Source organism: Acinetobacter sp. SFB (assembly GCF_001647545.1).
In the GTDB taxonomy this organism is placed as follows: Bacteria; Pseudomonadota; Gammaproteobacteria; order Pseudomonadales; family Moraxellaceae; genus Acinetobacter.
This window is the reverse complement of the sequence record NZ_LSZH01000018.1, coordinates 1-26,107: the sequence shown is the minus strand read 5'-3', so window position 1 is coordinate 26,107 and position 26,107 is coordinate 1. Positions and strand designations below refer to the sequence as shown.

The 26,107-nt window shown below is 39.9% G+C and carries 25 protein-coding genes; 16 read left to right on the top strand and 9 right to left on the bottom strand.

Annotation, left to right across the window (positions count from 1 at the left end; all coding sequences use genetic code 11):
* Positions 1-516 precede the first annotated feature (516 nt).
* Complete coding sequence (locus tag AY606_RS15115) at positions 517-1,443, top strand: DMT family transporter (RefSeq protein ID WP_067870427.1); 927 nt, start codon at positions 517-519, stop codon at positions 1,441-1,443.
* A 193-nt stretch (positions 1,444-1,636) separates the two neighbouring features.
* Positions 1,637-2,827 carry an MFS transporter gene (locus AY606_RS15110; protein WP_067870425.1) on the top strand — a complete coding sequence of 397 codons (1,191 nt, stop codon included), beginning with the start codon at positions 1,637-1,639 and terminating at the stop codon, positions 2,825-2,827.
* A gap of 73 nt (positions 2,828-2,900) precedes the next feature.
* Here AY606_RS15110 and AY606_RS15105 read toward each other — a convergent pair whose 3' ends face one another.
* Positions 2,901-3,545 carry a HEPN domain-containing protein gene (locus tag AY606_RS15105; RefSeq protein WP_067870423.1) on the bottom strand — a complete coding sequence of 215 codons (645 nt, stop codon included), beginning with the start codon at positions 3,543-3,545 and terminating at the stop codon, positions 2,901-2,903.
* A 1,119-nt stretch (positions 3,546-4,664) separates the two neighbouring features.
* Between AY606_RS15105 and aspT the strand changes: the two genes are divergently transcribed.
* The 3 genes from aspT to dusA all read left to right on the top strand — a co-directional run bounded on the left by aspT (position 4,665) and on the right by dusA (position 9,874).
* Entirely contained in the window at positions 4,665-6,350 is a 1,686-nt protein-coding gene (gene aspT, locus AY606_RS15100; protein WP_067870421.1) for an aspartate-alanine antiporter, read from the top strand.
* Between the two features lie 54 nt (positions 6,351-6,404).
* Complete coding sequence (locus AY606_RS15095; RefSeq protein ID WP_067870419.1) at positions 6,405-8,006, top strand: bifunctional aspartate transaminase/aspartate 4-decarboxylase; 1,602 nt, start codon at positions 6,405-6,407, stop codon at positions 8,004-8,006.
* A gap of 836 nt (positions 8,007-8,842) precedes the next feature.
* Positions 8,843-9,874: a tRNA dihydrouridine(20/20a) synthase DusA gene (dusA, locus tag AY606_RS15090; protein ID WP_067870417.1), complete on the top strand. Its 1,032-nt coding sequence runs from the start codon at positions 8,843-8,845 to the stop codon at positions 9,872-9,874.
* A gap of 199 nt (positions 9,875-10,073) precedes the next feature.
* Here the strand turns inward: dusA and AY606_RS15085 are convergent, their stop codons facing one another.
* Both AY606_RS15085 and coaBC read right to left on the bottom strand, forming a co-directional pair.
* Positions 10,074-10,451, bottom strand: coding sequence for a cytochrome b562 (locus AY606_RS15085; RefSeq protein WP_067870415.1), 378 nt, complete (start codon positions 10,449-10,451; stop codon positions 10,074-10,076).
* 175 nt (positions 10,452-10,626) lie between these two features.
* Positions 10,627-11,892, bottom strand: coding sequence for a bifunctional phosphopantothenoylcysteine decarboxylase/phosphopantothenate--cysteine ligase CoaBC (gene coaBC, locus AY606_RS15080; protein ID WP_067870413.1), 1,266 nt, complete (start codon positions 11,890-11,892; stop codon positions 10,627-10,629).
* A gap of 112 nt (positions 11,893-12,004) precedes the next feature.
* Between coaBC and radC the strand changes: the two genes are divergently transcribed.
* Positions 12,005-12,697 carry a RadC family protein gene (gene radC, locus AY606_RS15075; protein ID WP_067870411.1) on the top strand — a complete coding sequence of 231 codons (693 nt, stop codon included), beginning with the start codon at positions 12,005-12,007 and terminating at the stop codon, positions 12,695-12,697.
* Between the two features lie 72 nt (positions 12,698-12,769).
* Complete coding sequence (locus AY606_RS15070; protein ID WP_067870643.1) at positions 12,770-13,681, top strand: bestrophin family protein; 912 nt, start codon at positions 12,770-12,772, stop codon at positions 13,679-13,681.
* Between the two features lie 81 nt (positions 13,682-13,762).
* Here AY606_RS15070 and AY606_RS15065 read toward each other — a convergent pair whose 3' ends face one another.
* Positions 13,763-14,614, bottom strand: a complete 852-nt coding sequence (locus AY606_RS15065; RefSeq protein ID WP_067870409.1) for a PHP domain-containing protein — start codon at positions 14,612-14,614, stop codon at positions 13,763-13,765.
* Between the two features lie 45 nt (positions 14,615-14,659).
* Here AY606_RS15065 and AY606_RS15060 point away from each other — a divergent pair, with 45 nt between their 5' ends.
* From AY606_RS15060 to mnmC, 4 genes are read left to right on the top strand one after another with little or no spacing between them, the layout of a single operon-like run.
* Positions 14,660-15,274 carry an inner membrane-spanning protein YciB gene (locus AY606_RS15060; RefSeq protein ID WP_067870407.1) on the top strand — a complete coding sequence of 205 codons (615 nt, stop codon included), beginning with the start codon at positions 14,660-14,662 and terminating at the stop codon, positions 15,272-15,274.
* A gap of 26 nt (positions 15,275-15,300) precedes the next feature.
* Complete coding sequence (locus AY606_RS15055) at positions 15,301-15,603, top strand: YciI family protein (protein WP_067870405.1); 303 nt, start codon at positions 15,301-15,303, stop codon at positions 15,601-15,603.
* 4 nt (positions 15,604-15,607) lie between these two features.
* Complete coding sequence (locus AY606_RS15050; protein ID WP_067870403.1) at positions 15,608-16,135, top strand: SH3 domain-containing protein; 528 nt, start codon at positions 15,608-15,610, stop codon at positions 16,133-16,135.
* A gap of 40 nt (positions 16,136-16,175) precedes the next feature.
* Entirely contained in the window at positions 16,176-18,095 is a 1,920-nt protein-coding gene (gene mnmC / locus AY606_RS15045; protein WP_067870401.1) for a bifunctional tRNA (5-methylaminomethyl-2-thiouridine)(34)-methyltransferase MnmC2/FAD-dependent 5-carboxymethylaminomethyl-2-thiouridine(34) oxidoreductase MnmC1, read from the top strand.
* Between the two features lie 93 nt (positions 18,096-18,188).
* Here the strand turns inward: mnmC and AY606_RS15040 are convergent, their stop codons facing one another.
* Positions 18,189-18,503, bottom strand: a complete 315-nt coding sequence (locus AY606_RS15040) for a rhodanese-like domain-containing protein (protein ID WP_067870399.1) — start codon at positions 18,501-18,503, stop codon at positions 18,189-18,191.
* Positions 18,504-18,594: 91 nt separating this feature from the next.
* Between AY606_RS15040 and AY606_RS15035 the strand changes: the two genes are divergently transcribed.
* On the top strand, positions 18,595-19,083 hold the full coding sequence (locus tag AY606_RS15035; protein WP_067870397.1) for a YajQ family cyclic di-GMP-binding protein: 489 nt from the start codon (positions 18,595-18,597) through the stop codon (positions 19,081-19,083).
* A 32-nt stretch (positions 19,084-19,115) separates the two neighbouring features.
* Complete coding sequence (locus AY606_RS15030; protein WP_067870395.1) at positions 19,116-19,616, top strand: DUF4442 domain-containing protein; 501 nt, start codon at positions 19,116-19,118, stop codon at positions 19,614-19,616.
* A 150-nt stretch (positions 19,617-19,766) separates the two neighbouring features.
* Here AY606_RS15030 and AY606_RS15025 read toward each other — a convergent pair whose 3' ends face one another.
* The 3 genes from AY606_RS15025 to AY606_RS15015 are packed head-to-tail and all read right to left on the bottom strand — an operon-like array spanning position 19,767 to position 21,525.
* Entirely contained in the window at positions 19,767-20,210 is a 444-nt protein-coding gene (locus tag AY606_RS15025) for an acyl-CoA thioesterase (protein WP_502692136.1), read from the bottom strand.
* Positions 20,191-20,628, bottom strand: coding sequence for a thioredoxin TrxC (gene trxC / locus AY606_RS15020; protein ID WP_067870391.1), 438 nt, complete (start codon positions 20,626-20,628; stop codon positions 20,191-20,193). Before trxC ends, AY606_RS15025 begins: the two co-directional genes overlap by 20 nt.
* The gene (locus AY606_RS15015) at positions 20,629-21,525 is read right to left on the bottom strand and encodes an alpha/beta hydrolase (protein WP_067870389.1); all 897 of its coding nucleotides are present in this window, start codon (positions 21,523-21,525) and stop codon (positions 20,629-20,631) included. It abuts the gene before it with no gap.
* Between the two features lie 124 nt (positions 21,526-21,649).
* Between AY606_RS15015 and AY606_RS15010 the strand changes: the two genes are divergently transcribed.
* Entirely contained in the window at positions 21,650-21,985 is a 336-nt protein-coding gene (locus tag AY606_RS15010) for a protein tyrosine phosphatase family protein (protein WP_067870387.1), read from the top strand.
* Positions 21,978-22,403, top strand: a complete 426-nt coding sequence (locus AY606_RS15005) for a protein tyrosine phosphatase family protein (RefSeq protein ID WP_067870385.1) — start codon at positions 21,978-21,980, stop codon at positions 22,401-22,403. The genes AY606_RS15010 and AY606_RS15005 overlap by 8 nt, the downstream gene beginning before the upstream one ends.
* A gap of 143 nt (positions 22,404-22,546) precedes the next feature.
* Here AY606_RS15005 and AY606_RS15000 read toward each other — a convergent pair whose 3' ends face one another.
* Positions 22,547-24,559, bottom strand: coding sequence for an Ig-like domain-containing protein (locus AY606_RS15000; RefSeq protein ID WP_067870383.1), 2,013 nt, complete (start codon positions 24,557-24,559; stop codon positions 22,547-22,549).
* A 152-nt stretch (positions 24,560-24,711) separates the two neighbouring features.
* On the opposite strand from AY606_RS15000, the gene AY606_RS14995 reads away from it, so the two are divergent.
* The gene (locus AY606_RS14995) at positions 24,712-26,085 is read left to right on the top strand and encodes a dihydrolipoyl dehydrogenase (RefSeq protein WP_067870381.1); all 1,374 of its coding nucleotides are present in this window, start codon (positions 24,712-24,714) and stop codon (positions 26,083-26,085) included.
* The last annotated feature ends 22 nt before the right edge of the window (positions 26,086-26,107 follow it).

Below are 26,107 nucleotides of genomic sequence, written 5' to 3'. Positions count from 1 at the left end.
TAATTTCTAAAAATGAGCAGGCCATTAAATCTCGGCTACTCTCATACGTTTACAATTTGAATTGTGATTTTTGTCAATCTGGCTTTATTCCACCTCAGTCTGATGAAGCCAAAAAAATAATTGATTTTTTTTTCTGACCATTTCGCTTGATGATGTTTTATCCATATTTTTACCGGACTGGATGTCTTTTGCACCACATGAGTGCAAAATCTCAACATTTCTTTGAGTATCCTTATTTTTATTGATCGAAAATATTAATTTTTAGCGTTATTTGTTTATTTTAACTACAAATCCAGCGCATTTATCCGATATTGGTCAATTAATTTTCCATCTACCTCATCGAGACTTGGTTTTAGCACTGGTTTGCTGAAATAAAATAAAGTCATAAAAAGAATTCATTCCCAAATGGAATCGTTAGCATCATATTTTTGTATTTCACCTCGACCGCTAAAAACTTTACAATTCACATGTCTGCACTCCACCTTCATCGTTAAAAATAAGTCTCAAGCAGGTAAAATGAAACTAAGTCTAACAACTACACAATTAGGTTCATTATTCGCCATTTGTGCCGCTTTTCTGTTTAGTACGAAAGCTATTTTTATTAAACAAACCTATGCGCTATCCCCACTGGTGGATGGCACGGTTCTGATGGCTTTAAGAATGGTCAGTGCATTGCCCTTTTTTTTGCTGCTTTGCTGGTTTAACCGTCATCACAATAAAAATATTAGGGCTAAAGACTGGTGCATACTGATTATTGCAGGCCTGATTGGTTACTATTTTTCAAGCTGGCTGGATTTTGTCGGTTTGATGTATATCAGTGCATCTCTAGAACGGATTATTTTATTTTTATATCCTACCCTGACCGTTCTGGCTTCCAGCATCATCTATAAACAACGTTTAAGCTTTAAAAGTCTGTTTGCCATTGCTTTAAGTTATGGTGGTACGGTTATTGTGATGTTGCAGGAACAAAGCAATGTAGCGCATGAAGGTAATTTCTGGTTGGGTGCGAGTCTGGTGTTTGCCAGTGCGATTAGTTTTGCTACTTATTTATTACTTACTCCTCGCCTGATTGAAAAATTTGGTTCCTGGAATTTTACCGGTTTAACCCTGTCCATTGCGTGCATAGGTACATTAACCCATTATTTCATTGCCACTCCTGCCCCCCTGCATTTATTAACTCAGCTTCCCGTCAGTGTGATCTGGTATGGAGTTGCTTTAGGCTTTATGGTTACCGTTTTACCCACGATCCTGATGGCACAAAGTATTGCCCGACTTGGCGCTTCCCAATCTGCCATGATTGCTTCGATTGGCCCGATCCTGACCATTATCTTGGCCACAGTTTTTCTGGGTGAACATTTAAATGCCATCCAATGGATCGGATGTATCTTGAATATTATCGGGGTGATGATGATTACCCTGTCCAAGAATAAATTCTCGCATTAATATTTTTATTGCTCTGATTCACGCTGTTTTAAAACTTTTAAAAGGGCAGCTAAATCCAAGTAATAAATAAATCCAAAGCCTGCTTTTTACCGATTGTCATGCCTGCAACTTGACGCTCTTGTTATAATCCCCCCTGCACAAATTGAAATGCAGCAACCGCTGATTGCCGCTAAGACATTAAGCAAGGACTTTTATGAACACTTCTCCCGACATTAGCCAAGATAAATCTTTACTGTGGCTAATGGCTATTGCTTGTGGTTTATGTGCGGGGGCAAACTATTATAGCCAGCCTTTGATTTCATCGATCCAGCAGTATTATCAGGTTCCTGAGTCTCAAGTGGCACTGACCGTCACCTTTGCCCAGATCTCCTATGCATTGGGCTTACTGTTTATTGTGCCTTTGGGCGACATGCTGAATAAAAGCAAACTCATTCCTTATCTTATGCTGGGTGCAGCCCTAGGCTTATTTATTTGTGCCAGTGCGGTGAATCTGCCGATGCTCTGGATTGGAACCATCATTGCGGGACTTTTTTCTGTGGCTGCCCAGATCCTGATTCCATTGGCCACCATGGCAGTCAAACCGGAAAAAACCGGAGAAGTGGTCGGTTTTCTAATGAGCGGTTTACTGGTCGGCATTCTGCTCTCAACCAGTATTGCCGGATTACTTTCCGACCTGTTTCACTGGAAAATGATTTATGTGGTCAGTGGCATCGCCATGCTGGGCCTAAGTTTTTATCTGAAAGGTAAATTACCAAGTCTGCCACGTCTGAACATAAGCTATGCAGCAATTTTTAAATCCATGGCGATATTATTAAAGCAGGAACCACGGCTTGTGTTGCGCTCCCTTACCGGGGCCTGTGCTTTTGCCGCCATGAGTATGCTGTTCTCGACCATTGCCCTACTGCTGACCCAAAAACCCTTTCAGCTTTCTGATGTCGTGGTCGGTCTGGTCACACTGGTCGGGGTATTTGGTGCGCTTTCGACTCAGGTGATTGGCAAATGGGCCGATCGAGGCCATGTCAAAACACTAAGCTGGATCGGCTGTTCTATACTGATCGGTAGCTGGCTGTTTCTTTATTTTGGTGCGGTGTCTTTACTCAGTTATATTCTGGGCTATGGACTGATTAATCTAGGCTTGGCAATCACGCATAGCTGTAATCAGAACGTGATTTTCCGCTTGCGCCCCGATGCTAAATCCCGGGTCAATTCACTTTATATGACCGTATATTTTATTGGCGGGGCCTGTGGTTCTGCACTTGGTGTTTATACATGGCACCATGGTGGATGGAGCATGACCTGTCTCGCAGGATTGGGGCTGGTGATCTGTTCTGCCTTGTTTGCTTTACTGGATATGCGTTATCACGCGAAAGTCCCGACTCTCTGAATAAAAAAATCTCTTATTAAAAAAAGTTTTTTATTCCTGGTGAATTAAACTTTTCATTGGTTTAAATCGGTCATTAAGAAACTTGCACCATAGGATAAAACGGTTTGCCTAAATCTAGCGTTTGGGCATTTTCCAGCAAGACTAATATAAACACCGGTAAAAATGCCGCCAAAATATTACAGGCATCCTGAAGTTGTTTACGATTCACAGAACTATTATAAGTCACACCGCCATGGATCATTTGATTGCGCAGGGTGTAAAGACGATTAAAAATCACGAATAAAATATCCACCGACGCTTTTTCTTGTAAAGCTCTATGCACCTTCTTCTTTTCCTGCTCAAAATCTTCTTTCCAGGTGACCTGACTGATTTTTTGATTTTGAAAATCCCAAAATCCTTGGTACACATAAGGATTTTCTAATAGCAGCCGGATGGGTTGGCTAAACTTATCCCAAAGAATATTATAAATTTTAGATTCCTGATCTTTTTGGCAGATTAAATATAAGAACTTTCGTAATGATTGTTTGTCCTGCGTGATGGCAACATCTTGCGCATAAATGGCATTGAACGCGATCCAAAGACTCATATATTTAAGATCAAGATCACTATCGAGTTCAACTGATTTTTTTAACCAACTTAGCCCACGATGAATCCTTAGATTAAAGTAATCTGAATGTTCTGCTTTTTTACTTTTAAAGATTTCTTCCAATAAAAACATAATTATTCTCCTTATTTCTATAGTTTTTATCTAGTGTTTAACTATCAAAATATACCATTCAGAAATGACTGGGAATTCTAATTTTATCTTTTAACCCATGTTACTGGTTTGAGCAGCGAGCTAATGACTGGCTCTTGTTTTTTTCATTTAAGATCGGATGACAGCTTCTTCTTGCCATGTTGTCCAATTACAAAAAATAGTGGCATCGCTCGCTTCAGCTTTCCTGAATTCTATCCATGCAGTAGCTTTTGAAGAATTTATTAAAAGAGAATTACAAAAATAGAGCTTGATTATCAGACAGCAAGAAATCAACAACACGTGACATATTTAAAATTAATTATTATTTTCAGTTTCTTAGGTAAAAAATTTCATTCACAGGTAAATGCTATTTTGTGTTTGCTAAAGTTCATGGTCTCGCTGTCTACTGACTTAAATATAAGGCTTAGAGATTTAGGTTTTTCAGATGCTTACCAATAGGTTCATCTAAAAAAGCGCGTCAGTTAAATTATAGTAATCTTCGCTTAAGCTGAGGCTAAATTGATTTTAAATTTATTCTATTCTTCACTATAAAAACCTCGGCCTTTACAATATTAATAATCAATATCAATCATCAATAAAATAAAAAATAATTGAAAATTAAATATTATAGATTCATACATATAATTAACCACACTCATTAAAACCAAATAAATATAATGAATATTCAAATTAAAATTCAATAACTTTAATGAGCTTATAACAATCAAAAAAACCTGTTAAATATATAGTAACAATTAGCTAATAATAATTGAAAAATAAAATATTGTATTTTCATACTCCTATTTTAAAAACATAATAATTACAATGCAATACAAACCATATATAAAAAATATTTTATTTTAAATTATTATTTTATTAAATAAAACATATATTTAACAAAATATACTCTTTGTTCTAAAATGTAATTTATTATAAAAAAATCACTTTCAAAAAATATATAAAAATCTAACCTGTTGATTAATATAAGTTGAAATAAAAACCCACCTATTTGCATAACTATAATTCAGTGTAGTAATTTGAAAAGGTAAAAAATAAATATCAAATCAAAAATAGATTAAATAACAACAGTGAGTCTGTAAAATGATTGAATGGATACAAGGTGAATTAAAACATAGCCCTGAAATTCTATTGTTTTTATCTTTAGCAATAGGCTTTTGGATTGGAAAATTTCAATTTGGTAAATTCCAGTTCGGTGGTGTTGCTGGCTCATTGCTTGTCGCTGTGGTGCTCAGTCTTGTTGGTGTACCTGTCGACAATGGCGTTAAGGCCATACTCTTTGCCCTGTTTATTTATGCAGTTGGTTTCGAAAGTGGTCCCCAATTCTTCAAATCGCTTGGACCGAAATCTCTCAAAGAAATTCTATTAGCGGCATTTATGGCAATCTGTGGACTGGCTACCGTTCTGGTAATGGCGAAAATTTTCCAACTTGATAAAGGAATGGCAGCAGGTCTGGCATCAGGTGGAATGACCCAGTCGGCAATTATTGGTACAGCAGGTGATGCAATTTCCCGCCTCGACTTACCCGCTGCCGAGATCCAGAAGCTTCAAGCGAATGTCGCAATTGGTTATGCGGTAACCTATATTTTCGGGTCACTGGGTGCCATTATTATCTGTGTCAATATCCTGCCAAAATTTATGGGCCGTGGCATTCGTGATGATGCACTAAAGGCACAAGCTGAACAGCTAAAAGGTGCTTTTCAACTGGCGCCTGGGCAAGAACTTGCTATGCCTGAAATTGTTGGACGTATTTATAGAGTTCAGCAAGCATCAGGACAAACAATTGCAGAGCTTGAGTCAAAAATCCCCAATATTACAATTGAACGGCTTAAACGCGACACTCAATTTATCGATACCACTCCGGAAACCAAGCTCGAGACAGATGACATTATTCTAGTGATCGGTCGAAGAGCCGGTGTCGTTTCGATTGCTCAATATATCGGGACCGAACTGGAATCCTCCGAAGGCATGGAAATAGTGATGTCTACCACGGATGTGATTCTCAGAAACTCTAAATACATCAACCGTACCCTTGGAGATGTGAAGGCCAATACCCCAGATTATCTCAAACATGGCATTTATGTAATTGGAATTCAAAGAAATAATGATGCCCAGCCCCTAGACGACAATACTGTTCTTCGTCAAGGAGATGTTATTACTGTCTATGGTACAAAAAATGATCTCGACCGCATGGTCAAAGAGGCTGGACGAGAGATCTCTCAAAGCTTAAAAACAGATTGGATTTTCCACGGAGCAGGCTTAGTTGTCGGTTTGTTAATCGGTTTAATCGTGATTCGTATTAGCAACATGCCGTTAACGCTCGGTGCAGGTGGCGGAGCACTTTTATCAGGTTTGTTGTTTGGCTGGCTGCATAGCCGCAATCCAGTACGAGGCAATATGCCTCTGGCTGCATCTCAAATCCTTAAAGATTTAGGTCTGGCTGGCTTCGTGGCAGCCGTTGGTCTGCAATCTGGTTTACAAGCTTTTCAGACTATTAAGCAAAGTGGCCTTTCCCTCTTTCTGATTGGAGTAGTGGTAACAGTGGTACCACTCATTCTCTCAATGCTTTTTGCACGCTATGTACTCCATTATGACAACGTCGCAGTGATGGCCGGAGCATTAGCTGGTTCGCGAAGTGCCAACCCTGCTTTTGGTGGTGTCTTGGACAAAGCCGGAAACTCTATTCCAACAGTTCCATTTGCCATTACATATGCTTTAGCAAATGTATTTTTAACCTTGCTCGGTCCACTCATTGTGGGTCTGGCTTAACCACATCCACAAGTTTCAATTTTATGCGGTTTACAATAATTTTGGAGATTCCTCATGGGAAACACTGATTACTCAAAATACTCAAAACTCAGTCCCTTTGAACTTAAAGATGAACTGATTGCGTTAGCAACAAGCCGTACGGATCGCATGATGCTAAATGCAGGCCGTGGCAATCCAAACTTTCTTGCCACTGTTCCACGCCGTGCCTTTTTTCAACTCGGTTTATTTTCTGCTACTGAATCAGAATTCTCATTTTCATATATGCCTGAAGGCCTAGGCGGGTTTCCACGTTCGCAAGGATTACAATCGCGCTTTGAGCAGTTTATTTTAGGAAATCGCGATAAACCAGGTGTCGTTTTTTTAGGTAAAGTAATTTCCTATGTACGTGACCAGCTGGGACTGGATCCGGACGCTTTCCTGCTTGAAATGGTCGAAGGTATTTTAGGGTGTAATTATCCTGTTCCTGACCGAATGCTCAGATTCAGTGAAAAAATTATCAAAGAATATGTACTTCGTGAAATGGGTGTACAAAGTATGCCTAAAGAAGGACTGGATCTATTTGCAGTAGAAGGTGGTACTGCTGCAATGGCTTATATCTTTAATTCATTAAAAGAAAACAAGATCATTTCAAATGGTGACCGTATTGCCTTGGGTACACCTATTTTCACTCCCTATATTGAAATTCCTAAACTCAATGATTATCAACTTGAGGAAGTCATGATCCAGGCTGATCCACAGCTTAACTGGCAGTATCCGGAATCTGAATTACGTAAATTAGAAGACCCATCTATTAAAGCATTCTTTCTGGTCAATCCAAGTAATCCACCTTCAGTGAAAATAAATGATGAAGGATTGGCCATCATTGCAGATATTGTCAAAAAACGTCCTGACCTGATTATTTTGACTGATGATGTGTATGGAACATTTGCAGATAATTTCACTTCATTATTTTCGATATGTCCTGACAATACTATATTGGTCTACTCCTTCTCGAAATATTTTGGGGCTACAGGCTGGCGTCTTGGCGTGATTGCACTTACAAAAAACAATGTTCTGGATCAAAAAATTGCAGCACTTTCCAGCAAGGATAAAAAGGAACTTGCAGAACGTTATTCATCACTTACTACAGATCCTTCAAGTATCAAATTTATTGACCGGATGGTTGCAGACAGTCGAAATGTAGCCTTGAATCATACCGCAGGGTTATCCACACCTCAGCAGGTACAGATGGTCCTTTTTGCCTTGTTTAATATGATGGATTCGCGTCAAAGCTATAAAAAAGCTGTTCAATCAGTCGTACGTGAACGGGATGCAGCACTATATCGGCAACTAGGAGTAGAGGTTCCCCAAGACCCAAATAGTGTGGATTACTACACTCTGGTAAGTCTAGAAAATACTGCACGTACTTTATATGGTGATGACTTTGCAGACTGGATCATGAAAAACAAAAATCCAACTGAACTGCTGTTCCGAGTCGCTGATGAAACTGGCGTGGTGCTTCTGCCTGGTTCCGGGTTTGGTGTTCAACATCCATCAGCCCGTGCATCATTGGCAAACCTGAACGAATATCAATATGCTGCCATAGGAATGTCCTTAAGCAATCTGGCTGCGGAAGCTTATGAGGAATACAAAAAAGAGGGTAAAAAGAAAAAATAATATCAGGATGGCATATATTCAGATCTAATCTAAACATATGATTTTTTAGTCAATAAATGCTCATTCCTCTTGCTAAAATGAAATTGTAATCAGAAATTAGTAAAAGTAAATTATTTACATGTACCCTAAAAAGATCTCACTGATCTTTTTAGGGCTTAATAATTACCAGAGAAACTTTTAGTTTTGCATGGAGCCATTTGCTGACTACAGCAAGCAACTTAGCAAAGATTGATATATGTATGGCCGATAATCCGTACCAGTAAATTAATTTATGATAAGGCTGATATCAAAAAATAATTTTCCAATAGCATGTTGTTCTTCATTTAGAAACTGCGACAGCACGGCTTAAAGAAGGAGCACAAGTTAGGATCAACCTTTCGCTTCGCTGCTTATCCTCAGTCAAATGACTGGTTTTATTTTTATGATCATATTGCACATGATGGGTGACTTCTTGATTAAAATTAGCATATGTCACTGTTTTATTCTTGGGTCATAACCTATTTCTACATCACTATACTTATCTATGCGTTTGTCAGATTAGCTCTGTGTGGCTTTTCCTAGCGGTTAACGCATCAGGGTTTTCTTCTCATTTTTTGAAGGAAATGCATCTCTTTCAAAGTAAGTGGAAAAGCCTTTTCGATGAATTGAAATCACTTTATGACCGTTATCTAAAGCTTCCCAATACTTCTTTTCTAGCTCTAATCACATTGATAATTTATAGCATGAATTATTTTTTCATTATGGTGTAAAATTTGGCGCTAAAGGCAAACTGGCTCCTCTACCTTTTTATAGGTTTTCACAGATTGCACAACAATGATCAAAGGCATGTTTTTTTAATGACTCTCACCAAAACCATTGAAACTATTCAATCTCCGCGAATCAGTGTTGCGCCGATGATGGATTGGACCACCAAGGACTATCGTTTCTTTGCACGTCTGTTTAATCCGAATATCATTATGTATACCGAAATGGTGACCACGGGTGCCATCATTCATGGCGATGCTAAACGTCATTTGGACTTTAATCATGAAGAGCAGCCAATCGTGTTGCAGCTTGGCGGTTCAAATCCAAAGGATTTAGCGACCTGTAGCAAGATGGCGCAAGACTGGGGTTACGATGAAGTTAACCTGAATGTCGGTTGCCCAAGTGACCGCGTGCAAAACAATAAAATTGGCGCCTGCTTAATGGCAGAGCCTGACTTGGTGGCTGAATGCATTGCTGAAATGCGTAATGCAGTAGATATTCCGGTTACGGTGAAACACCGTATCGGTATTGATGATATGCAGTCTTATGAAGAAATGCTGCATTTTGTCGATACGGTGGCTAAAACCGGTTGTGACAACTTTATTGTGCATGCCCGTATTGCCTTGCTTCAGGGTTTATCACCTAAAGAAAACCGCGATGTTCCGCCTTTGCGTTATGAAGATGTCTACCGTTTAAAACAAGATCGTCCCAACCTGCTGATTGAGATTAACGGTGGAATCAAAAGCTTGGCCGAAACCCAAGCACATTTAAAACATGTTGATGGCGTGATGATTGGTCGTGAGGCTTATCACAATCCTTATCTTTTGGCTGAACTTGGGCAACTGTGGAATTTAGAAGCTCCGGATCGTTTTGACATTATGGCGCAAATGATGCCCTATATTGCCAAACGCATGGAACAAGGTGCCCCGCTTTCGATTATTACCCGTCATATTTTAGGCTTATTCCAGAACTTGCCGGGTGCTCGTAAATGGCGTCAGGCGTTAAGTGGCGGCAATGCCAAGACCCTAAAAGATGTTGAAACGGCGTTAATTAATATTCAGGAAGCGATGCTACGCACTGAAGATTATTTGAAAGAAAACCAGGAATCTATTGCTTCAAATTAATTGCATGTCCCCTCATGATCAGCAATGCCAGTCCACTTGAAATGGACTGGCATTTTTGAATTTGACTTGTCCGCTCTCTTTATCTTCTGCTGACTAATAAAGAAGTCTGACACAGCTTGCTATGCCAAGCAGTGAAAAAACTGCAGGCTTAATTTATGTTTCCACCATGCTTCAAGCTGAAATAGGATCGGATATAAAATCAGTGCTGATTATAAACAGCATGCCCACGATCTTTAACTGCAGCAATTTTTTTACCTGCCACTTTGGCCTGATCTAATTGTCCCGCTTGAACCAATGTCCTGGTTTTATCAATCTGTGCCAGCAGTTGCTCATATAAAGCATCTGAGCTCGGAGCGTTTGCATCAGGATTTTTTAATTTTAATTGTTTTGCCTCTAAGGCTGCAGCTTTCATATGATCCAGTGCTTTTAGCGCATCGCTCTGATTCTCTGCCTTGTTGAATATTTTAAAGTTTTTTGCAAGTGTATCCATATTCTGTTCAAGCTTGCCGGCAAAACTTAAGCTGCTGAATGACAAAGCGAATGCAAGCATTATTGGGGTTAAGGTTTTTTTAATCATTAGATGTCCTTAGAAAATTCCATTTAAAAACTGTAATTATTCTTTTCGATATTTAATCGGTCTGGTCGCTAGTTAATGGGTGCTGAAATCTGAATTTTAAGCCTTAAACATAGTTTAATGTGCATAAAAAATGCAACGAATTCGCTGCATTTTAGTCTATAAACTCCGCTTTTTTTTAAACTGGCTCTATTTCATGATGCAAAGCATCATGAATTGCTTCCACCAGCTGCTGCGCAATTTCCTGTTTTGAAGCTTTTTCCAGATCACGCTTCTGCATGTGATACTGCTCGGCAAAAAACACGATCATGGCATTTTCATCAGAGGCAAAACCAATATCGGCACGTGATACATCATTACAGGCAATCATGTCGAGTTTTTTCGCCACCAGTTTACCGGCTGCATATTGTTCGACATTGCGGGTTTCAGCTGCAAACCCCACCATAAATGGACGCTTTTGTTGCTGGGCAATGGTCGCCACAATATCCGGGTTTTTAATTAACGAGATATTTAGCTCATCACCGGTTTTTTTAATTTTATGCTCGGCAACTTCTGCAACGCGGTAGTCCGCAACTGCTGCTGTGGCAATAAAAATATCGCACCCTTCATTCAGCATTTGCATGCTGATCTCAAGCATTTTAACCGCAGATGTGACATTAATACGGCGGACACCATTTGGCGTATCCAGACTTACCGGACCAGCAATCAGAGTGACTTTGGCACCGGCTGCATAACAGGCAGCAGCCAAGGCAAAGCCCATTTTCCCGGTACTGTGGTTGGAAATATAACGTACCGGATCCATCGCTTCACGAGTCGGACCTGCAGTAATCACCACATGTTTACCAGCCAACATGCCAAATTTTTCTGCAATGGCACGTTGTGCTCTATGGAAATACTGAGTCACTTGTCGTGCCAGATCTTCCGGCTCCGGCATACGGCCCAAACCAACATCGCCACAAGCTTGTGAACCGGCATCCGGCATAATCACATGCACACCATCTTCAACCAGCGTATTTAAATTACGCTGCGTGGCTTTTGCCGCCCACATTTGTTGATTCATCGCCGGTGCCACCCAAACCGGGGATTTGGTTGCCAAATATAAAGTACTGAGTAAATCATCCGCTAGACCGGCAGCAAATTTCGCTAAAGTATCGCAACTTGCCGGTGCAACCAATAATAAGTCGGCCCAGCGTGCCAGCTCGATATGCCCCATTCCAGCTTCCGCTTCAGGATTGAGTAATTCAGTATGGACTGGATTCCCAGACAAAGCCTGAAAAGTTAGCGGAGTGATAAATGCTTGCGCACCATGGGTCATGACTACCCGGACATTAAAGCCGGCATCTTTTAATCGACGAACCAAAATGGCACTTTTATAGGCCGCAATGCCGCCTGTTACCGCTAAAACAATATTTTTATTGGGAATCACACTTAGGTCGAAGCTCACAAACAGGCTACCTTTGCTGTTGCAGTGGCGCTCACAATAGCATTAAATAAACTCAGACCCAAGGTAGCCTTTCGTTCTAATTACACTCACTAAGAATAAAAAAGTCTAAAAAATGAATTCATCGATTAAACATTGGCCAGAACAGGAACGTCCACGTGAACGCCTGATTCAACAGGGCGCATCCAGTTTGTCAGGTGCCGAACTACTTGCCATCTTTTTACGTTCCGGTTCCAAGCAGCATTCAGCAGTTGAACTTTCCCGGCTGCTATTACAGCATTTCGGCGGACTTAATCCGATTTTTGATGCCACACTTCAGGATTTAAGCCAGTTTCATGGTATTGGCGACAGCAAATATGCTCAGCTGATGGCGGTAAAAGAATTGGGACGGCGTTATATCGGCCAACATTTAAAACAGGAAAAAATTGAATTAAGTAACTCAAAGACACTTTTGGATTTTTTGAAATTTGAATTGCTCGGTGAAACTCAAGAGGTTTTTGCAGTGCTTTGCCTCGATGGACATTTAAGAAAAATAAGCTTTAAAAAAATGTTCTATGGATCAATAAACTCATGTGAAATTTCAATTAATCAATTACTGCGCCATGCCATTCATCAACATGCCAGTAGTCTCGTGATTGCGCATAACCACCCCTTTGGCCGGCCCCATGCATCGAAGGCTGATATTGAACTCACCCAACGTATTTTAATGGCCTGTGATTTATTAGAAATCAAGCTGATTGACCATTGTATTGTTTCTCCAGAAGGGAGTTATTCTTTTGCTGAACATGGGCTTATTCAGCCCCGATAATAAATGTAACAAATGTTGACAAAAGCCGCGCTAACATTGAAGATTCATAAAAATATTGACGATACTAATAACATGATTGTGCGTGACCAACCTAGTATATTTAGGCTGCTATTTTCTTGGCGTGGAACCATTTTGCCCAAGGTTTTGCCGCCTTTAGGTGTGGTCATGCTGATCTCTGCTGTCATCGGTGGATTATCTCATATCGGGTATTTTAATTTTCCAGAGTTACCCTTGGTGGGCTTTACCCTTATTGGGGTGGTGCTGTCCATTTTTCTAGGGTTTAAAAATACCGCCTGTTATGACCGTTGGTGGGAAGCACGTAAACTGTGGGGCATGCTGATTGCCAATGCGCGGCATTTTGACCGTGACTGCCGTATGCTGAGTCAGGGTCGCCGTGAACGGGTGATTCAGCACGTAATTGTGTTTGCCAATGTACTGCGTGACCGTTTACGTCATCAAACTGCGAATCCACTGGCATTGGTTGAAACCAGCGGCATGAGCCAGCAGGCTGTAACCCAGCTTTACCAACAGGCCAATGCCCCTCAATACACTTTAAGTTTGATGCAATGGGAATTGATGCAAGCCCTTAAAGAAGGTGAAATTTCCGATATTATTTATACCCAGATGAACCAGCACGTGGCTGAACTAAGTTTGGTGCAAACCGGTTGCGACCGGATTGCCACCACCCCTTTACCGTTTGCTTATTCGGTTTTGCTGAACCGTACTGTGTTTTTCTTCTGTTTTATGTTGCCGTTTAGCCTGGGTTCGACCCTAGGTTTGGCGACACCCTTAATGGTCGGTATTCTGGCTTATACTTTTTTAGGCTTAGATGCCTTAAGTTCCGAAATTGAAGAACCGTTTGGTACGCAAAGTAATGACTTGCCACTAGATGCCATGGTTCGTACCATCGAGATTGAATTACTGGGAACGTTGGGTAAACCGACTCCTCCACCTATTCAGGCACAGGATCATAATTTGCTTTAATTTATTACCTCTCCCTAGCCCTCTCCTATAAGGAGAGGGAACTCCTTCTCCCTCTGGGAGAAGGTTGGGATGAGGGAATAACTAAACAAAACTTTCCCAGATCCCCACTTGCCCTTCTTTGAGGCGCGGGATATTGCCCAATCGAATCCACGGCATATGATCGCCATGAAAATCACTCCCCACCGAAACCTTTAAATCAAATTCCGCAATCATACGATCGACCATCTGACGTGTAGAGGCCGGTTCAATTGCAGGAGGAAGCTCCACGGCGTCTCCACCGAATTTGGCAAAGATCTCAATCAAATAACGGATATTGGTAGCGGATAAATCATATTTAGTTGGATGTGCCAATACGGCATAACCTTGGCTGGCATGAATAACTTTGATGGTTTCTTCCAAACCCAACCCGTCAAATTTCACATAGGCTTTTTTGCCTTCTTTAATATATTTATCGAAAGCTTGTTGCGGACGGCTCACAATCTTTTTTTCGACTAAGATTTTGGCAATATGGGTACGGGTAATACGGTCTGCAATGCCATCTACTTTGGCAATGACATCGGCATAAATATCCTGACCTATCAAGGGAATCAGCAAATCGCAAATTTGTTTGGCCCGAATGGCGCGAATCTTTTTTTGTTGTTCGAGCAAAATCTGCAAAGGTTGCGGATTTTGCATATTCAAGGCAACAATATGTACCCCGTAACTTTTTTGAGTTGCCGGTCTTGACCATTGACTGGAAATTTCCACACCTGAAATAATCTTCAAGGGTAAATCTAATGCAACTTTTTCAGCTAATCTTAAGCCATCCATAGTATCGTGGTCAGTCAGCGCAAGGGTATGAATACCTTTTTCAACGGCTGCATGCACAAGTTGTTCTGGAGACAAAGTTCCATCAGAAATATTACTGTGTGTATGTAAATCTACGCCTTGCATCACTTATACTACGTCATTTATTTGATCAGATTTAGATACTCTAACATGAAAGCACTTTTAGACTTTGTGCCACTCATTATTTTCTTTTATTTATATAAAACCGTTGATCCTAAAGATAATGAGCATCCCCTGCTTCAATTGATTGGTTCTGCAGGAGGTATAGATAATAATAATATTTTGGTTGCAACATCTGGCCTGATTATTTCCATGCTGGTGGTATATGGGGCTTTGTTTATTATACAAAAATTCCGTTTAGACAAACAACAATGGATTGTATTGTTTATGACGGTGATTTTTGGTGGCGTCACCTTAATGCTCAGCGATGATTTTTATATCCGTTTAAAAGCGGTGCTGTTAAATATTATCTTCGCAGGCGCATTCTTACTTTCGCCATATTTTATGAAAGATAAGAAACCGCTGATTCAGCGTTTATTTGGTCCAATTTTCGATTTAACCGAAAAAGGCTGGAAAAACTTAAACTTTGCTTGGGCAGCCATGTTCATATTCATGTCTTGCTTACATATTTTCTTCGCTTTTTTATTTGCAAACGGAAAATATTGGGGTGAATTCACTGCATTTGGTGACATGATTGTCATGTTTTCCTTTATCATTATTCAGTTTATTGTCTTGCGCAAATATTTTAAGTCGCCTGAAGAATAGTTCAGGTCAACTGATCGAGAAAGAATATGCCTTTATTCGTCGTAAGCTGTACAGATAACGAAGGTACAGTAGAAAAACGTCTAGCTATCCGCCCGCAGCATATTGAACGTCTGCAAAAATTAAATGATGAAGGCCGCTTAATTGTTGCCGGTGCCATGCCAAAAGATCCGAGCAATCCCCAAGCAGGTTTCTATGGCAGTACCATTATTGTTGACTTTGAATCACGTGAAGCGCTTGATGCATGGCTACAAGAAGAGCCTTTCTTAAAAGCAGGCGTATACGGCCATATTGATGTGAAACCTTTTAATAAAGCTTTCCCTCAAGGATAAAATCATGCGCGTTGTTGTTTCAAGCTTATTGGGTTTGTCTCTGATCTGTTCTACTGCATGGGCGGTTGAAACCGCTCCTGCTCCTACTGCTCCTGCACCTGCTACTCAAGCAACGACTGCAACACCACCGTCACAAACCCAAAAACCACAAACATTGCCTGCAAATAAACCCGGTACTGTTCCTGCTGCTGGGAACGTAGATGTAGATGCCTATGGTCTACCTCTAGAAACGAAACCTTTAACCGCAGAACAACTTGCGAAAAATAAAGTCTTGCAAGAGGCAAAAGTTAAAGCCTTGGTTAAGGATCAGGCCACTCGTTTACAACAATTGGAAAAAGCCAATTTGGATGCCTTATCGCAAAACCAAGAACTACAATTGAAAAATGATAGCCTGGGCGTGCAAGTTCAAGTTTTACAAAGTGAACGTAGTGCGCAAATGTTTTTATACGGCGCTGCGACCATTGCTGTCGGTGTCTTGCTCGGTTTCTTGATTGCAAGTTATGTCTATACCAAACGTCGTCGTCAGTGGTAAAACATCTCTTTCTATTTTTGTTTTAAAGGTTGCTTAGATTTTGTCGAGTGCAATTCAAACTGCTGATCTTGATTGGCAATCTGTGGATGGAATTGAGATTCCTGTCTCCAAACAGTTTGGGGACATCTATTTTTCTAGAGACAATGGTTTACTCGAAGCCCGACATGTCTTTTTAAATGGCAATAACCTCGCGATACGTTTGGCAAAGCTGCAAGATTTTGAATATTTTTGTGTCGGCGAAACTGGCTTTGGTACAGCGTTAAACGCTTTAGCGTTATGGCAAATGTGGCAACAACTGCGCCCGAATAATCGAAGCCGTCTGCACTTGATGAGTGTGGAAAAATTTCCACTTAGGAAAGTCGATTTTATTCGTGCGCTCAAGGTCTGGCCCGAACTGCAACCTTTGGCCGAGCAACTCATCGAGCAATATCCACTGCCCATTGCCGGCTGTCACAGACTGAACTTCCCTGAAGATCGTTTTTCCATTGATTTATGGCTCGGTGATGCCAATGAGGTCTTGCCGATTATGGTCAAAACCAAAGCTGTAGATGCATGGTTTCTAGATGGTTTTGCACCTTCTTGCAATCCTGACCTGTGGCAAGAACATGTTTTAAGCCATATGGTTCGACTTTCTGACTATGCAACGACTTTTGCCTCCTTTAGTGTTGCGGGTGTTTTAAAACGGGGCTTAAGCGAGCACGGAATTACGGTTGCTCTGCCACCCGGTTTTAAGCATAAACGTCAAATGCTTACCGCAATCTGGCATCCTCCAAAAGTTCAAGATCAAGAAATTCTTCATTCAACAGTCACAAAGACCGAACAATCCGAATTAACAAATTCAGCTTTAATATTTAAGCAACGTGAAATTGCCATTATTGGCGCAGGAATAGCCGGTTTAAGTTGTGCCTATGCCTTTGCTGGTCGGGGTCATCAAATCACGATTTACGATCAATCAGCGCCTCTTGCAGGAGCATCTGGCAATCCACTGGCCTTACTCAATCCCAGATTAGGTCGTATTGAGCAAAGTGCTGCGCATCTGGTGACATTGGCATGGCAATATGCGATTCCGTATTATCAAAAATTCAAAGCTTTTCGTCCGATTCAGGTCAGTCAATTGGCACTGAAACAGGACGATGATTTACTTGAACTGGCAGAACAATATCCTCAAGGGGTATTTGCCGCAGAAGTAAATCAAAGTGAACTTGAAACCGAATTTCCAAACTTAAAATTATTACAAGCGGGCACCATTTCACCGCATCAATTACGCGATCAAATTTTAGCGCATCCAGCTATTCACTTTCAGCAAGCGGAAATTGCGGAGTTAAAGACAGCAACTAAAGTTCAAGTGATCGACAGCAAGCAGCAATGTTTGGGTGAATTTGATCATGTGATTATTTGTGCAGCGCTAAATAGTAAAAACTTTGCGCAACAATTTCCCAAATTGAAGCCAAACCGTGGGCAAGTCAGTTGGGCGAATAATGCGAATGAGCCGTTACCAACTGAACAGGCATATAGTTACGGTGGTTATTGCATGCAACTGGATCAGCAGCATCTGATCTTAGGGGCTTCATTCCATCCAGATCGGGGGGATGATAAAGTCTTGCTTGAAGATCATGTGCATAACTATGCGCTGATCCACAATGTCTTTCCTAATTATGCACAATCTTTGCCGCCTGTTGAAACTTGGCAGGGTCGTGCATCTGTGAGGACGCAAAGCCCGGACTATTTCCCCTTGCTTGGAAAAATTAAGCCCGATGCGGAAATCTATACCTTTACCGCTTTAGGCTCGAAAGGCTTTTTATTTGCACCGCTGTGTAGTGAAGTTTTGGCTGCTCAGGTTTTAGGCGAAGCCTGCCCGCTGACTTCCTATTGGGTCAACAAACTCAATCCGCGACGCTTTATTAAAAAAGTAAAACCGAAAAAGCCTTATTATCAAAAGCCACTTCCAAGTTCACTCTAAAAAACCAGTCAAATAAAAATCCCCCTTTAAATAAAGAGGGATTCATTGAATTCATTTTTGAGCCATTAAAAAAGCACCTTACGGTGCTTTTTTTTAAGCGCCCTGTTCTAAAGGCAATCCTGCATCACGTGCAGCACGAGTGCCACCCATCAATACAACATACTCACGTGAGCCATCTAAGCTCTCTAACTTTTCAGCAGCACGTGGTGCTTTACTACCGCCACCACATAAAATGTAAATGGGCTGATCCGACTCCACCTGAGTTAAGCAGTCTGCATTCAAGTCATCTATGGGCTGATTTACAGCACCTTTCACATGACCTTCAGCAAAGGCTTTTGTATCACGAACATCCCAGATAACTGCATTTTCTGGGAACTCAAATGTTGTAATTTCTTGTTTACGGATCATTGTGCACTCCTTTGATGTAAACAACACTTGGCAAATGAAGAAAACACCCCTAGCATCTCAGATATTCTTTCCCTTTGTAAAGGTCTAAACCATGCCTTCTTTCGATATTGTCTCTGAATTAGAAATTTTTGAAGTAAATCATGCCGTTCAAAACACGCAAAAAGAGATTGCGACCCGTTTTGACTTCCGTGGCCAAGACGTTTCTATTGATTTGAGCGAAAAAAATAAAGAAATCAAAATCACTGCTGAAAGTGATTTCCAATGCGAACAAGTGTACAGCATGCTGGAAAACCATTTCTTTAAACGTAAAGTAGATATTCAAGCGCTTGATCCACAAAAAATGACCGCTTCAGGTAAAAATGTCATTCAAGTGATTAAGCTTAAAGATGGTCTTGACTCTGATACTGCAAAAAAAATAAATAAAGCCATTAAAGAAAGCGGCATTAAAGCGCAATCTTCTATTCAAGGCGACAAAATTCGTGTGACTGACAAAAAACGCGATACTTTGCAACAAATTATGGCGTTCTTAAAAGAACAACAATTTGGTGTGCCTTTGCAGTTTAATAACTTTAAAGACTAATGCATTGATGCAATAAAAATTCGAGGAATTTCATGACTCCAGCCAATCGCTTATCAAAACTGGTTAAAGCAAGCTCTAAATTACCCAAAGGTATTCGCAATACCCTATGGAGCAAAGCGTTTGGTCGGGTCGTGCCGATGGTAGGCAGCGCCAATATTCGCTACCTCGAAGTGAGCCACTCGAAAGTGGTGGTGAAAATTGAAAACCACCGAGCCATGCAAAACCACATTGGTCAGGTGCATGCCTGCGCGATGGCATTAATTGCTGAAACAGCTACCGGTTTTGTTACTGGCATGAATGTTCCTGACTCATCTATTGTACTTATCAAAAGTTTCAAACTCGATTTTAAACGCCCTTCTAAAGGTGCGATGACTGCCACTGCCAGTCTGACAGATGAGCAGCAGAAATTGATGCAAAGCACGGAAAAAGGTGAAACACTGGTTACAGTAAAGGTGACTGATGAATCCGGTGAAGAACCGATTCAATGCGAAATGCTGTGGGCGTGGGTTTCAAAGGCACAATTAAAGAAATGATCTCATCTTGAATTTGCTTTGCTTAAAGCTCGATCGAATGATGTTTTTTTCTTTTGTAAAAACAGCTGAGCTTAAAATAGAACAGACGTTGTTTTAAAAATTCAGCATATAAAAAAGCCCAATCATGTTGGGCTTTTTTATTATTCATTATTACGCAGGCTGCGATGCTAAATATTTTTGTTTTACATCCTCTGGAATTTGACGCTTTCCACCTTTCACATCGACTGCAACAAAGGTAAACACTCCTTCTGTCACACGGATCGGTTCACGTGAACTGTCATGACTATCCCAGACTTCAATCTGCATTTGAATAGAGGTATTACCTACTTTTAAAATTTTGGTATAACAACTAATCACATCACCGACTTTTACCGGAACCAAAAAAGTCATCTGATTAATCGAAATCGTGGCACAACGTCCTTTACTAAAACGTTCTGCATGAATTGCACCTGCCAAATCCATTTGTGAAACAATCCATCCACCAAAAACATCACCACTCCAATTGGTATCTGCCGGCATTGCAATGGTTTGAAGGGAAAGGGTTCCTTCAGGTTTTACATGAGTATCTGACACATTAGCTCCCAGTATTGGCATTTAATTGTTGATCCAGCCACTGTTGCAGCTCTGTAGATCGTAAAGCACCACTTATTCTAGCAATTTCGTTGGCTTTATTCATCAAAACCAAGGTCGGAATACTACGCACATTAAAAGCTCCGCTGAGTCGAGGCGATTGTTCGGTATTAATTTTTGCAAAAACTACTCTCGGATTCTGTTTTGCCACCTGTTCAAAATGAGGTGCCATCATCTTGCAAGGACCACACCATTCAGCCCATAAGTCAATCAGTACGGGCAATTCACTATGGGTGACAAAGTTACTAAAATTGTGCTCATTCAATTCAATGGGAGCCAGAGGAATAAGCGCATGTTGACACTGGCCACAGTTTGGATTTGCCTCTAGTTTATCTTCAGGTACTCGATTTCTAGCACCGCACGCAGGACATACAATAATCATTTAGCTTACTCCAATATGTTGATGTAAAAATTCTAATTGGGTAGATATCGCTTTTTCAAACCATTGACCATGATAGATATCAAAATGTTGCATATCCCATTCATGATATTGCACATAAGGTGCAATATTGGTTGCCGTTTCACGACTCGACTCAAGTGGAACTAGGCTATCTTGTTTGGCAGCAATAAATAAAACAGGAACACTAATTTTACGCACATCCTGAATAGGACGATAACGAATTAAATTGAAAAAGATCCGGGCCGGAATCTCTCCGCTCCAGAAATAATCCGGATTGACAATGGACAAATAGCCGTCATAACTATCAGCTGTCGGCAAAAAACATAAACCCTTTCTGTCTACGACAGGCAAAGTTTTCGGGGCCATGCCGACTTTTGCACCCATATAGTCCTGACTGGATATTTTCAATGCTTTCGGTAGTTGTTGTAAAGGGTAAAGCTTGGCACTTTCTGCTCCGTCAACGAAGGGGATTTGAGCGATTACAGCGTGAACATTTTTTAATTCTGCAGCCAAATTTAAAACATAACCGCCGCTTAAAGAGGTTCCCCAAAGCACAATACGCCGCGTATCTACTGATTTTCGCTCTAAAATATGTGCAATCATGGTTCGCCAGTCTTCTAATTGAGCTTGAATCCACACCAACTCGCGTGGACGTCCTGTGCTCCCACCCCAATAACGATAATCAAACAATACAACAGCATAACCTGCTTGAGCAAAACGCTTGGCATACTGAACCAGTTTAAATTGACGTAAGGCTGCCAACCCATGAGCCATAATAATGACCGCAGGTTTATGTTCAGTTTTGGGACGGTAAAAATCCGCAGCAATAACATCTTTCCCACTATTTACATACAGTGGTTCAACTGTATAGGAATGCATATGCGCTCCATTGCGTTATTTTATGGTTATAATCGCTTATAAAAATTTCAACAGATTAAGCTCCAGTTTCAGCTTAATGCTATCATAAAGCATATATCTATTTAGCAAATTATGGAGTGACAAAATGAGTGAAAATGTCGGCTTTGCAGGTCAAATCACCCCGGAACAAGTAGCACAAGTTGTTGAGAAAGGCTTTAAATCAATTATTAATAACCGTCCGGATATGGAAGGTGGTACTGAACAACCTACCAGTGCACAAATTGAAGAAGCTGCGCGCAATGCGGGTTTAGATTACGTTTTCCAACCTGTTGTTGCGGGCCAAATTACTGAAGTCGATGTACGTGCATTTGCCAATCATTTTAATGAGCTTCCAAAGCCGGTATTGATGTTTTGCCGTACCGGTAACCGCTCAAATAATTTATATCAACTCGCAAAGCAAATGGATTTACTGGATGATTAAGCACGTTATTTATCGTGCTTTCCTCAGTTTAAGTTTGACTTGTAGCACAGTTCTTTTTGCAGAAACGACTGATTTAAACCGTAGTTTAAATTCTTCGCTAAGTGTGACAGGTCAAATGACAATTGACAAATTTAAGACCTTGATAGGTCAAGGTTTTAAATCTGTCATCGTAAACCGTCCTGATCAGGAGCAAGGGAATCTAGTTTCAGTAAGTCAATTGCGTAATATTGCTGAACAGGCTCATATGAGTGTTATTTACCAACCTATTACCAGTGCTAAAGTTTCTGAAACAGACATAGTAGAGTTTTCAAAATATTATAATGAGCTTCCAAAACCAATTTTAATGATATGTCGAAGTGGCACCCGCTCTTCAATACTATTTAATGAAGCGAAAAAACTGGGATTGCTCAATGAATAAAATGATTCTTATACTGCTTATTTCATCTGTCTTTGCGGGATGTAGCTCGATGAATGTTCGACCTACGGTCGGGGTGAGTGTTGGGACTGCTATTTAAAATCTAAGAATAAAAAACAGCGCCGAAGCGCTGTTTTTTAATTGGATTATTGTTGAGTAACAACCACCTGTTTTTTACTCACCTGCCCATTAGGAGCTACCACTGTAATAGTAAATTTATCACCAACAGCACAATCCTTAATACGATAAGAATAATATACTTGAGAACTAGAAGCAAAACTCGTTGGAGACATTAGATCAAATACAGCTGGTACTGTTTCATTGCCAAACCATAATGTTGATGAACATGACTTATTATTATCAGTTGTGTCATCTGCTTCCACCTTCACAGTACTACCTGAAGGCATAGGTACTGAGTATTGAGTATTCCCAAATACTTCAAAACTAAGCTCAGAACTGTCTAATGTCGCTTTCTCTGATCTAAATTTGGCAGTATCCGGACTGAAGCTGAATATAAGCTGTTCTCTAATAACAGCGTCGAGTTTATCATCACATGTATTTTCAATATTGGGAAACCGAAGTACTGGAAAATCTATAGCTGATTTTGGCTGACATGCTTGATTTCCACCTTCTCGAGTATATTTATACTCACCTTGGTCATACATTCCATCTTCATCATCATCACGATAAAAACTACCAATGTTATGTAATAGTGTAGTTACAGCTTTATTCCATACATTTGTACCGTCAACATCAATAAATGATTTTTCACCTTCTACATAAGCTAATACAGAAACACGATTATCAGCTGGACGAGGGTTTTGAGTCGATAAAGTAACAACACACGATCCAGCTGAGGTTAAGCAACGAGTATCTATACTTCCACCTTCTGTTATAAAAGTAATTGCTGTACCATCTGGAACAGGGTTACCAACACGATCGACCATACGAGCAACAATTTCTGCAGTATCTCCATCTTTTGTATTATCTAAGGCATTCTTACTTACCGATAGGCTTAAACCTCTTTGAGTAACACGGCCAGTACCCACGGATAAACCACGCGATACAGCAAAAATACTACTATCGCTAGCTAAAGATGCTTTAATTTCAACTGGTCCTGGTTTTGCACCGGGATAAAGGTATACACGAACAATTCCATTATTATCACTAGGAACTGTTGTTGCGTTTCTATTACCTTTATTTACAAAATTTAAATCGTCAGGACCACGTAATATTTCAATATCCACATTTTGGTTGGGTATAACTTTATCATCTAATTTTAATGTAAATTCAACATATCCTGAGGTCGACTGCCCACTTGTGTTTGTATAAAGTAATGTTTCTTGAGATGAGTAGACTATTGCGTTTGGTGGTAGCGCATTAACAGTTATACCAATTGTACTAACTGATTTTCCATCTTTTGTTGATGCTTTGATTACATCTGAACCTACACAGGGCACTCCCCCTGCAGAAACTGCAAAATATTTAGTCGCAATTTTTCCGTTTACTGAATTGATCACAGCATTTTCAAATGTTCCACAATTTGCATTAAAGTTAATTTCAACATTATCTTGAATACTATTATTGACAGGATCTAAGGTATCTAAAGTAACTGTTAGCGACCCACCGGAATTAATGTTATTTGCTGAAACATTTAAATTCTTAATCGACGTTTGTCTGTCAGCAATAGTAAAGTTTAAAACTTTAGAAATTGCTGAATTATTATTAAATTCAGTAGTAGCTGAAAGTTGATAAGCACCTGTTAGATTGTTTGAACTAGGATTAAGTGAAATTCGTGCATAACCATTAGAATCAGTTAAAACTGCACCATTTGATGTACCTAATACTATACTTTCACCCTGAAAACGAACAAGTGCATTTGGAATACCTTTACCAGTTTGATCTGTAACTTGCACCAAAGCCATTACACCATCAGGTGTTACAACATAAGTTGTAGTATTACTAGCATCTAGTAAACTGATTTCACCAATATTAACTGGATTTTTAGATTCAATAGTTTCATTTGAATTACCATTATTCCCAGAATTATTAGAAGAACCTTCTTGATTATAATATCCTTCACTCCCCCCACCACCACAACTTGCTAACATGACAGCCAAAGCTACTGTCGATAATTTTAATCCAACATTTTTACTCATTAAAAATCCCCAGAATTCCTATAAAAATAGTGTTGTCATTTAATTTATATTGCCTGATATGTAATCATATATAGTAGTTTATGTAAACAAAAGCGTGATAAATGTTTAACTGTGTTAGCCTAAAAAAATATAAAAAAGAGAGCTATTTCACAATGTACGACATCATCATCATCGGTGCGGGTACTGCAGGAATATCTGCCTATAAAGAAGCAATAAAGTACACCCAAAACATTCTTATTATTAATGACGGCCCTTGGGATACAACTTGTGCACGTGTTGGATGTATGCCAAGTAAAGTACTTATCTCAACCGCCAACAGAATGTATGAGATTCAACATGCTGAAGAAGTTGCTTTAAAGGTTTCAGCTAAAATAGACACTTCTAAAGTGATGCAACACGTAAGAGAGCTGCGTGATTATTTTACCAAAGCCACATTAGAAGATGTTAATAGCTGGGATGATACCCATAAAATCTCTGGAAAAGCTCATTTCATTGACTCAAAAACGGTTCAAGTTGATCAACAACATTATCAAGCTAAAAGTTTTATTGTCGCTGTTGGATCAACCCCAACTATTAATAGCGATTGGAAAGATGAACTGGGGGATAAACTCATTACTTCCGATCAGATTTTCGAACTGGAAACCTTACCAAAATCATTAGCAGTGATCGGGAGTGGAGTCATTGCGATTGAACTTGCACAAGCCATGCAACGTTTAGGAGTCAAAACCACTATCTTTGCCCGTAGTCGTAAAGTCGGATCTTTAACCAGTGCAAAATTACAAAAAATTGCTCAAAATATTTTAAGTGAAGAATTAAATATCAAGTTTGAACTACTCCCCGAGCAAGTCCAAAAATTTCGCAACAAAGTTAAAATCAGTTACACAGAAAATGGAAAACTAAACGATGTCACTGTCGATTATTTATTGGTAGCGACAGGACGTAACAGCCATTTAAATAGTTTAAATCTAGAAAATATCGATTCTAAATTTACTGATCTAAAAAAACTGCCTGTAGATTTACATACTAAACAATTGGCTAATTATCCAATTTTTATTATTGGTGATGCCCATACCAATTCTCCAATTCAGCATGAAGCTGCTCACGAAGGGAGAACTACAGTTCATAATTGCCTCAACTTTCCTAAACTTAAAAATATCAAAACCCTTACTCCACTTGGTATTGTCTTTAGTCAACCAGAAATGGCCATTGTGGGACAGAGTTTCAAACAGCTCAGTGACTCCAAAATCGAGTTTATCACTGGCTTTGTTTCATATGAAAAACAAGGTCGAGCAATAGTATTAGGTAAAAACAAGGGTGCTATAGAAGTTTATATTGATAAAAAAACACGTAAGTTTTTAGGAAGTGAACTTTTTGTTGAGTCTGCTGAACATATGGCACATTTATTATCGTGGATACTCTCTGAAGACCTAAGCCTGGATCAGATCCTGGAGAAACCATTTTACCATCCTACCTTGGAAGAAGGCTTGAGAACGGCCTTTAAACATGCCCGACGGCAGCTCGACTAAAAATCCGGAATGCTTATTCTTG

Excerpts from the sequence above, each read along its gene's own strand:
- AY606_RS14995 (WP_067870381.1), top strand. The coding sequence starts at position 24,712 with ATGTACGACATCATCATCATCGGTGCGGGTACTGCAGGAATATCTGCC.
- radC (WP_067870411.1), top strand. The coding sequence starts at position 12,005 with ATGAATTCATCGATTAAACATTGGCCAGAACAGGAACGTCCACGTGAA.
- AY606_RS15010 (WP_067870387.1), top strand. The coding sequence starts at position 21,650 with ATGAGTGAAAATGTCGGCTTTGCAGGTCAAATCACCCCGGAACAAGTA.
- AY606_RS15030 (WP_067870395.1), top strand. The coding sequence starts at position 19,116 with ATGACTCCAGCCAATCGCTTATCAAAACTGGTTAAAGCAAGCTCTAAA.
- AY606_RS15040 (WP_067870399.1), bottom strand. The coding sequence starts at position 18,503 with ATGATCCGTAAACAAGAAATTACAACATTTGAGTTCCCAGAAAATGCA.
- AY606_RS15015 (WP_067870389.1), bottom strand. The coding sequence starts at position 21,525 with ATGCATTCCTATACAGTTGAACCACTGTATGTAAATAGTGGGAAAGAT.
- trxC (WP_067870391.1), bottom strand. The coding sequence starts at position 20,628 with ATGATTATTGTATGTCCTGCGTGCGGTGCTAGAAATCGAGTACCTGAA.
- AY606_RS15050 (WP_067870403.1), top strand. The coding sequence starts at position 15,608 with ATGCGCGTTGTTGTTTCAAGCTTATTGGGTTTGTCTCTGATCTGTTCT.
- AY606_RS15095 (WP_067870419.1), top strand. The coding sequence starts at position 6,405 with ATGGGAAACACTGATTACTCAAAATACTCAAAACTCAGTCCCTTTGAA.
- AY606_RS15055 (WP_067870405.1), top strand. The coding sequence starts at position 15,301 with ATGCCTTTATTCGTCGTAAGCTGTACAGATAACGAAGGTACAGTAGAA.
- dusA (WP_067870417.1), top strand. The coding sequence starts at position 8,843 with ATGACTCTCACCAAAACCATTGAAACTATTCAATCTCCGCGAATCAGT.
- aspT (WP_067870421.1), top strand. The coding sequence starts at position 4,665 with ATGATTGAATGGATACAAGGTGAATTAAAACATAGCCCTGAAATTCTA.
- AY606_RS15025 (WP_502692136.1), bottom strand. The coding sequence starts at position 20,210 with ATGCCAATACTGGGAGCTAATGTGTCAGATACTCATGTAAAACCTGAA.
- AY606_RS15110 (WP_067870425.1), top strand. The coding sequence starts at position 1,637 with ATGAACACTTCTCCCGACATTAGCCAAGATAAATCTTTACTGTGGCTA.
- AY606_RS15005 (WP_067870385.1), top strand. The coding sequence starts at position 21,978 with ATGATTAAGCACGTTATTTATCGTGCTTTCCTCAGTTTAAGTTTGACT.
- AY606_RS15070 (WP_067870643.1), top strand. The coding sequence starts at position 12,770 with ATGATTGTGCGTGACCAACCTAGTATATTTAGGCTGCTATTTTCTTGG.
- AY606_RS15065 (WP_067870409.1), bottom strand. The coding sequence starts at position 14,614 with ATGCAAGGCGTAGATTTACATACACACAGTAATATTTCTGATGGAACT.
- AY606_RS15000 (WP_067870383.1), bottom strand. The coding sequence starts at position 24,559 with ATGAGTAAAAATGTTGGATTAAAATTATCGACAGTAGCTTTGGCTGTC.
- AY606_RS15035 (WP_067870397.1), top strand. The coding sequence starts at position 18,595 with ATGCCTTCTTTCGATATTGTCTCTGAATTAGAAATTTTTGAAGTAAAT.
- AY606_RS15060 (WP_067870407.1), top strand. The coding sequence starts at position 14,660 with ATGAAAGCACTTTTAGACTTTGTGCCACTCATTATTTTCTTTTATTTA.
- AY606_RS15105 (WP_067870423.1), bottom strand. The coding sequence starts at position 3,545 with ATGTTTTTATTGGAAGAAATCTTTAAAAGTAAAAAAGCAGAACATTCA.
- AY606_RS15085 (WP_067870415.1), bottom strand. The coding sequence starts at position 10,451 with ATGATTAAAAAAACCTTAACCCCAATAATGCTTGCATTCGCTTTGTCA.
- AY606_RS15115 (WP_067870427.1), top strand. The coding sequence starts at position 517 with ATGAAACTAAGTCTAACAACTACACAATTAGGTTCATTATTCGCCATT.